This is a genomic window from Mycobacterium sp. 1165196.3 (genome assembly GCF_001673415.1).
GTDB lineage: Bacteria > Actinomycetota > Actinomycetes > Mycobacteriales > Mycobacteriaceae > Mycobacterium > Mycobacterium europaeum_A.
On sequence record NZ_LZLU01000040.1, the window covers coordinates 1 to 6982 of the forward strand.

Sequence of the window (6982 nt, forward strand, 5' to 3'; positions counted from 1 at the left end):
GGCCGACCTGCCGCTGCACCCGGGCTTCGCGGCCAGCTGGCAGCGGCTGCGCACCGCGCCGGCGGTGCTGCCGCTGGGCGACGGCGACGAGCGACGGCGATACCTGCCGCGCACGATCGAGATCGAGACCGGCGTCTTCGTCTGGTGCATGCCCGGGCCCCCGTCGGAGGCCGACCAGGCGCCCTCGCAGCTGGCCCGCCGGATCAGCGCGCTGCTGCCAGCGCCGAACTGAGCCGCGTGGCCGCGGCCCGCGGGTCGGCGGCCGCGGTGATCGCACGCACCACCACGATGCGCCGGGCGCCGGCGTCGAGCACCTCGGGCAGCCGGCGCTCGTCGATGCCGCCGATGGCGAACCACGGCTTGTCGGTTCCCAGCCCGGCGGCCACCTTCACCAGCGGCAGGCCCGGTGCCGCGCGGTCCGGTTTGGTAGGCGTGGGCCAGCACGGCCCGACGCAGAAGTAGTCCGCTTCGCTGCGCGCGGCCGCGGCGGCCTGATCGGCGCTGTGGGTGGACGAGCCGAGCAGCACGTCCGGCCCGACGATGTCGCGCGCGATCCCCAGCGGCAGGTCGCCCTGGCCGAGGTGCAGGACGTCGGCCCCGGCCGCGCGGGCGATGTCGGCGCGGTCGTTGACGGCGAACAGGGCGCCGTGCCGGCGTGCCGCGGCGGCCAGGACCTGACACGCCGCCAGCTCCTCACGCGCCTCCAGCGGGCCGAACCGCTGCTCACCGGCCGAACCCTTGTCGCGCAGCTGGATGATGTCCACGCCGCCGGCCAGGGCGGCGTCGGCGAATTCGGCCAAATCGCCGCGCTCACGGCGCGCGTCGGTGCACAGATAGAGTCGCGCCGCGGCCAGCCGGGCAAGAGGTTGATGCACACCGAGACGCTAGCGCGCTAGCGTGGAGCCGAAGAGAACCACCAGACACGGGAGTCCCGGGTAGTCGAGGCGACTGCGGGGCTGAGAGTGGGCACAGCCGGAGCCACCCGGACCTGCCCTTACCGTCACACCTGATCCGGATCATGCCGGCGAAGGGAGGCTCGAGAATGACCGGGATGCCCTCGGGACCCCCACTGGGGTCCCTGGCCGTCGTCGGCGGCGGCGTCATCGGGCTGGCGGTGGCGCGCCGCGCCGCGCAGGCCGGCTGGTCGGTGCGGGTGCATCGCAGCGACCACCAGGGCGCATCCTGGGTGGCCGGCGGCATGCTGGCGCCGCACAGCGAAGGCTGGCCCGGCGAGGAGCGGTTGCTGCGGCTGGGCCTGGAATCGCTGCGGCTGTGGCGCGAGGGCGGTTTCACCGACGGGCTGCCGCCCGGGGTGGTCACCGCGCGCGAGTCGCTGGTGGTGGCCGTCGACCGCGCCGACGTCGCCGACCTGCGCACCGTCGCGGACTGGTTGTCCGGCCAGGGGCACCCGGTGGTCTGGGAATCGGCGGCCCGCGACGTCGAACCGCTGCTGGCGCAGGGCATCAGGCACGGCTTCCGGGCGCCCACCGAACTGGCCGTGGACAACCGCGCGGTGCTCGACGCGCTGGCCGCCGAGTGTGAGCGCCTCGGGGTGCGGTGGGCGCCGGCGGTGCACGAGCTGTCGCGCGTCGAGGCCGACGCGGTGGTGATCGCCAACGGCATCGACGCGCCGGCGTTGTGGCCGGGCCTGCCGGTGCGCCCGGTGAAGGGCGAGGTGCTGCGGCTGCGGTGGCGCAAGGGTTGTATGCCGTTGCCGCGGCGGGTGATTCGTGCCCGGGTGCACGGACGGCAGGTGTACCTGGTGCCCCGCGCGGACGGAGTGGTCGTCGGCGCCACCCAGTACGAGCACGGGCGCGACACGGCCCCGGTCGTGTCGGGGGTGCGCGACCTGCTCGACGACGCGTGCGCGGTGCTGCCGGCGCTGGGCGAATACGAGTTGGCCGAATGCGCCGCCGGTCTGCGCCCGATGACCCCGGACAATCTGCCGTTGGTGCATCGCCTGGATGCGCGGACGCTGGTCGCCGCGGGCCACGGCCGGTCGGGATTCCTGTTGGCGCCCTGGACGGCAGAACAGATCGTGTCCGAACTGGCCCCGGTGGGAGCACACCCATGATCGTTCTGGTCAACGAACAGAAGGTCGACGTCGACGCGCCCATCACGGTCGCCGCGTTACTGCAGTCCCTGGGGTTCCCGGACCGCGGGGTGGCCGTGGCCATGGATGACACGGTGCTGCCGCGATCCCGTTGGGCCACCGAGCTTTTCGACGGTGCCCGGCTCGAGGTGGTGACGGCGGTGCAAGGTGGCTAAATCCGAGGTGCCCAAACTGACCATCGGAGACCGCAGCTTCGCGTCGCGGCTCATCATGGGGACCGGCGGCGCGAGCAACCTGGCGGTGCTCGAAGAGGCGCTGGTGGCCTCGGGCACCGAACTGACCACCGTCGCGATCCGCCGCGTCGACGCCGAGGGCGGCACCGGATTGCTCGATCTGCTCAACCGGCTGGGCATCACGCCGCTGCCCAACACCGCGGGATGCCGCGGCGCGGCCGAGGCGGTGCTCACCGCACAGTTGGCGCGCGAGGCGCTGAACACCAACTGGATCAAGCTCGAGGTGATCGCCGACGAACGCACGCTGCTGCCCGACGCGGTCGAATTGGTGCGAGCCGCAGAGCAATTGGTCGATGACGGGTTCGTCGTGCTGCCCTATACCAACGACGATCCGGTGCTGGCGCGCCGGCTCGAGGACGCCGGCTGCGCGGCCGTCATGCCGCTGGGTTCGCCGATCGGCACCGGCCTGGGCATCACCAACCCGCACAACATCGAGATGATCGTCGCCGGGGCCGGCGTTCCGGTGGTGCTCGACGCCGGCATCGGAACCGCCAGCGATGCCGCGCTGGCGATGGAATTGGGTTGCGACGCCGTACTTCTGGCGACCGCGGTGACCCGGGCCGCCGATCCGGCGGCGATGGCCGCCGCGATGGCCGCCGCGGTCACGGCCGGGTATCTGGCCCGCCGCGCCGGACGGATCCCGAAGCGGTTCTGGGCGCAGGCTTCCAGCCCCAGCCTAAGTCAATGAATCGTTATGTGGCGCTAGGCAGTTCGATGGCCGCGGGCCCGGGCATCCGTCCCCGCGCGGCAGGGGCTCCGCGATGGTCGGGTCGATCCGCACGCAACTACGCCCACCTGATCGCGCAGCGTCACGGCTACGACCTGGTCGACGTCACCTTTTCCGGGGCGACCACCGCCCACGTGCTCACCGAAAGCCAGCGCGGGGCGCCACCCCAGATCGCCGCGCTGGACGGCACCGAAAGTCTGGTCACCGTCACCATCGGCGGCAACGACGTCGGCTACATCCCGCTGCTGATGGCGGCGTCGCTGCCGCGGGCACTGCGGCACCTGCCGTTGCTGGGGGACCGCATCACCGAACTGCTGGACCGCCAAGCGCGAGATGCGGCCTTGGACGCGGTGTTTGAATCGCTGTGCGCGGTCGGCCGGGAAGTGCGCCACCGGTGCGCGGGGGCACGGATATTCTTCGTCGACTACCTGACGATGCTGCCGCCGCCGGGTGTGCCGGCCGCGCCGCTGTCGAGCGCCGACGCCGACCTTGGTCGCCACGTGGCCGCGACGCTGGAGACGATGACGGCCGATGCCGCCGCGGCGACCGGCTGCGGACTCATCCGTGCCGCCGCGGCCAGCCGGGAGCACCACGCATGGTCGGCAGAGCCCTGGACGACGCTGCCGACCCGCTTGGGTGTGTCACTGCCCGGACGCCCCGCTCCGTTGCACCCGAACGCCGACGGGATGCGGGCGGTAGCGGATCTGGTTGCGGCCGCGCTCTAAGCGTCAGCCGTTGGTGCGCCACCACTGGTAGAGCGCGTTGACATCGGAGTTGGCCGACGTGAGATGTCCCAACACGTTTTTGGCGTCGGTGGTCCAGGTCAGCGTCGCGTAGTTCTTGTAGGTGCCGCAGGCGATCTGGCCGCCCGTCTGGCCGTTCTGCTTCCAGGTTCCCGGTGACTGCCCGGCGTCCCCGCACGCGGCCAGGGACACGTCCTTGATCGTGGAACTGAACGCGGAGCCCAGGTTCGTGCTGTTGGAGAAGAGCGCGTAGACACCCGATCCCGGTCCGCTGGAGTCGGGGCTTTGCCCGCACACCAGTTCGGCCAGCTCGCCTGCCTCGGTCAGCTCTTGGGACTTGCAGTTGTTCAGGCCGTAGCCCTTCGACAGCGAGGCGGCCAGCGTGTTCAGGTCCGCCGCGTTACCCGTGTTGGGTTCGGCGCTTGCGGTGGCACAACCCGCGAAAGCCAAACTGCCCGTTAAGGCTGCGGCCGACACGACTCGCAGCGCGGTGTTGAGATGTGACATTTTCCTGACTCCCTGCGGTTGATGGAAATAAAGAGGGGCGAACGTCTCTCGGTCATCTGTTCTTGAATCGGTTGCGGCCCTTCGCCGAATCTCACCCGTTGGCGCGCCACCACCGGTAGAGCGCGGCCACGTCGGTGTTGGACGCGCGCAGGTAGCTCAGCGTGTTCTTGGCGTCGGTGGTCCAGATGATCTCGGCGCCGTTGCGGTACGTGCCGCAGGCCGCCTGACCGGCGCTGTCGGCGGCGCCGTCCTTGTGCCAGGTCGACGGCGACTGGGTGGCGTCCCCGCAGGGGGTCAGGACGTCCTCTTTGATGGTGGCCTTAAACGAGGTGGCCAAGTTCTCGGCGTTGGTGAACAGGACGTACTTGGCCTGAACCGGGCCGCTCGGGTCGGGACTCTGCCCGCAGGTGAGTACCGCCAGTTGCGTGCTGCGGTCGATGTTTCCGGCGGTGCAGTTGTTCAGGCCGTAGCCCTTCGACAGCGAGGCCGCAAGCGCGTTGATATCCGACGGGTTGCCGGTGGTGGCCGGGTCCGCGCTCGCAGTGACGCCGCCCGCTAAGGCCGAACCGGCCATGAGGGCCGTTAAGACCGCTGCCCTCAGCACGTTGCTGAAATCAGACATGAATGGCTCCTTAACGGCGGCTTCTAAACACGGATAGTAGGTCTATGTCGTGGTAAAGCAATACGTTCCGCAGGCAATTGTCTGTGTAGGCATCCTTCGTCGGCTCAACGGGCAGAGGCCCAGGAAAATGATAGTGCCGCGCGGCTTGCGCCGCCCGCTGGCGAATTATGTTGAGTCCGGCGGTAATCGAGCCGCCCGGTGAATGCGGTGGCGTCTCCGGCGCGTTGCGCCCGGCCCGGCCTAAACCAGATTTTGCATTGCTAGTGCCGATCAGAGTCCGCTCGGGTATGGTTAGACCGCTTTACGTCAGCTAACTTCTCTGGACTGGAGAATCCATGACACAACCCCCTCCTCCGCCGCCCAATTACCCGCCGCCGTCTCCCGGTTACCCGCCGCAGCAGCCGGCCGGCGAAGCACCGAATAACTATCTGGTGTGGTCGATTCTGGCGACCCTGTTCTGCTGTCTTCCCTTCGGAATCGTGGCGATAGTCAAGTCGAGCCAGGTCAATGGGTTGTGGGCGCAGGGACGTTATGCCGAGGCGCAGGCGTCCGCCGAAAGTGCCAAGAAATGGGTGATCTGGTCGGTAGCCATCGGCATCGTGGTGGGCATCATCTACGGCATTTTGATGGCGGTCGGCGCGCTCAACACGGACACCAACGCGGCACTCGCCGCGATGTTCTAAAGGTTCTAGAGTTCGATCATGGTGACCCGCTGGGGGGCGGCGCACGCGAGCTTGGGTGCGCCACTGGTCGTGGCCGCATCCACGACGCTGATGTGCGCCGCCATCTGGGCGGGTGACCCGACCACACCGAACGGTCCGCTGCCGGTCTGCCCCACCAAGGCGTTGTTGGGGATCGACTGTCCCGGCTGCGGCAGCTTGCGGATGGTGTATTCGCTCTTGCACGGCAACCTGTTGGCGGCCGCCAGGTTCAACGCGTTGGGCCTGGCGGCTGTCGCGCTGCTGGCGTGGGCCTACTTCTCCTGGACCTACGGGCGCCTGGTGGGCCGGCGCATCCGCAGCTGGCAGCACCGGCGCTGGGCCGCCGCCGTGACGCTGTCGCTGGTGCTGGCCTGGTTCGTGGTGCGCAACATCCCCTTTGCGCCCTTCAGCGCACTGCATGTCTGATACCGCCGTGTCCTGATCCGGGCCGGTTCGGCAGCGGTCTAACCTGGGGCGCGATGGTGAACAAATCCACGACGATTCCGGCGATGCTGGCCGTGATCGCCCTGACCGCGTTCTCGACCGGCTGCTCGCATCGGTCGTCCGACTCGCAGCAAACGCACCCCGGCGCGGCCGAATTCGCCGCCGGCCTGCGCGACAAGGTCACCACCGACGCGATGATGGCCCACCTGACCAAGCTGCAAGACATCGCCAACGCCAACAACGGCACCCGGGCGGTGGGCACGCCCGGCTACGAGGCCAGCGTCGACTATGTGGTGAACGTCTTGCGCGGCAGCGGATTTGACGTGCAGACCCCGGAATTCTCGGCGCGCGTGTTCCACGCCGAGAAGCCGGAGCTCACCGTCGGCGGCAAGTCGGTGGAGGCGCACGCGCTGGACTTCAGCCTGGGCACCCCGCCGGCCGGCGTGAGCGGGCCGCTCCTCGCCGCACCGCCGGACAACTTGGGTTGCGCGGCCGCCGACTACGCCGCCCTGCCGCTGCAGGGCGCCGTGGTGCTGGTGGACCGCGGCACCTGCCCGTTCGCACAGAAGGAAAACGCCGCGGCACAGCGCGGCGCCGTGGCGATGATCATCGCCGACAACGTCGACGAACAACAGATGGGCGGCACGCTCGGCCCGACCACCGAGGTGAAGATTCCGGTGCTGAGCGTCACCAAGTCGGTGGGGGTGCAGCTGCGCGGCCAGCCCGGCCCCACCACCATCAAACTCAACGCGAGCGTCCAAAGCTTCCGCGCCCGCAACGTGATTGCGCAGACCAAGACCGGGTCGGCGACCGACGTGGTGATGGCCGGGGCCCACTTGGACAGCGTTCCCGACGGGCCGGGCATCAACGACAACGGATCGGGCGTGGCCGC

10 protein-coding genes, 1 pseudogene and 1 riboswitch are annotated in these 6982 nt (G+C 69.6%); of the genes and pseudogenes, 8 read left to right on the plus strand and 3 right to left on the minus strand.

All coding sequences use genetic code 11. From position 1 onward, the window contains the following. Positions 1–232 (plus strand): annotated as a pseudogene (locus A5659_RS04025) (DNA mismatch repair protein MutT); the annotation flags it as partial. On the opposite strand, the gene thiE reads toward A5659_RS04025, so the two are convergent. Further along, a complete protein-coding gene (gene thiE, locus A5659_RS04030; protein WP_067179424.1) occupies positions 204–875 on the minus strand; it encodes a thiamine phosphate synthase in 672 nt (223 codons plus the stop codon). The pseudogene A5659_RS04025 and the gene thiE overlap by 29 nt on opposite strands. Before the next feature lie 37 nt (positions 876–912). Then, positions 913–1050: riboswitch (TPP riboswitch) on the plus strand. Between the two features lies 1 nt (position 1051). On the opposite strand from thiE, the gene thiO reads away from it, so the two are divergent. From thiO to A5659_RS04050, 4 genes are read left to right on the plus strand one after another with little or no spacing between them, the layout of a single operon-like run. Next, entirely contained in the window at positions 1052–2074 is a 1023-nt protein-coding gene (thiO, locus tag A5659_RS04035; protein WP_067021792.1) for a glycine oxidase ThiO, read from the plus strand. Then, complete coding sequence (gene thiS / locus A5659_RS04040; protein ID WP_066872420.1) at positions 2071–2268, plus strand: sulfur carrier protein ThiS; 198 nt, start codon at positions 2071–2073, stop codon at positions 2266–2268. The genes thiO and thiS overlap by 4 nt, the downstream gene beginning before the upstream one ends. Positions 2269–2275: 7 nt before the next feature. Next, positions 2276–3034 carry a thiazole synthase gene (locus A5659_RS04045; RefSeq protein ID WP_066877924.1) on the plus strand — a complete coding sequence of 253 codons (759 nt, stop codon included), beginning with the start codon at positions 2276–2278 and terminating at the stop codon, positions 3032–3034. Next, complete coding sequence (locus A5659_RS04050; RefSeq protein ID WP_067021778.1) at positions 3031–3798, plus strand: SGNH/GDSL hydrolase family protein; 768 nt, start codon at positions 3031–3033, stop codon at positions 3796–3798. Before A5659_RS04045 ends, A5659_RS04050 begins: the two co-directional genes overlap by 4 nt. Positions 3799–3801: 3 nt before the next feature. On the opposite strand, the gene A5659_RS04055 is transcribed toward A5659_RS04050, so the two are convergent. Together A5659_RS04055 and A5659_RS04060 are read right to left on the minus strand one after the other, a co-directional pair. Further along, a complete protein-coding gene (locus A5659_RS04055; protein ID WP_067142311.1) occupies positions 3802–4323 on the minus strand; it encodes a serine/threonine protein kinase in 522 nt (173 codons plus the stop codon). Positions 4324–4414: 91 nt separating this feature from the next. Next, complete coding sequence (locus A5659_RS04060) at positions 4415–4945, minus strand: serine/threonine protein kinase (RefSeq protein WP_067179426.1); 531 nt, start codon at positions 4943–4945, stop codon at positions 4415–4417. Positions 4946–5280: 335 nt separating this feature from the next. On the opposite strand from A5659_RS04060, the gene A5659_RS04065 reads away from it, so the two are divergent. The 3 genes from A5659_RS04065 to A5659_RS04075 all read left to right on the plus strand — a co-directional run. Next, positions 5281–5628: a CD225/dispanin family protein gene (locus tag A5659_RS04065; protein ID WP_066872431.1), complete on the plus strand. Its 348-nt coding sequence runs from the start codon at positions 5281–5283 to the stop codon at positions 5626–5628. A gap of 18 nt (positions 5629–5646) precedes the next feature. Next, positions 5647–6072: a DUF2752 domain-containing protein gene (locus A5659_RS04070; RefSeq protein WP_066872434.1), complete on the plus strand. Its 426-nt coding sequence runs from the start codon at positions 5647–5649 to the stop codon at positions 6070–6072. 53 nt (positions 6073–6125) lie between these two features. Continuing rightward, positions 6126–6982: PA domain-containing protein (locus A5659_RS04075; RefSeq protein WP_156748815.1), on the plus strand; the 857-nt coding region annotated here is incomplete at its 3' end.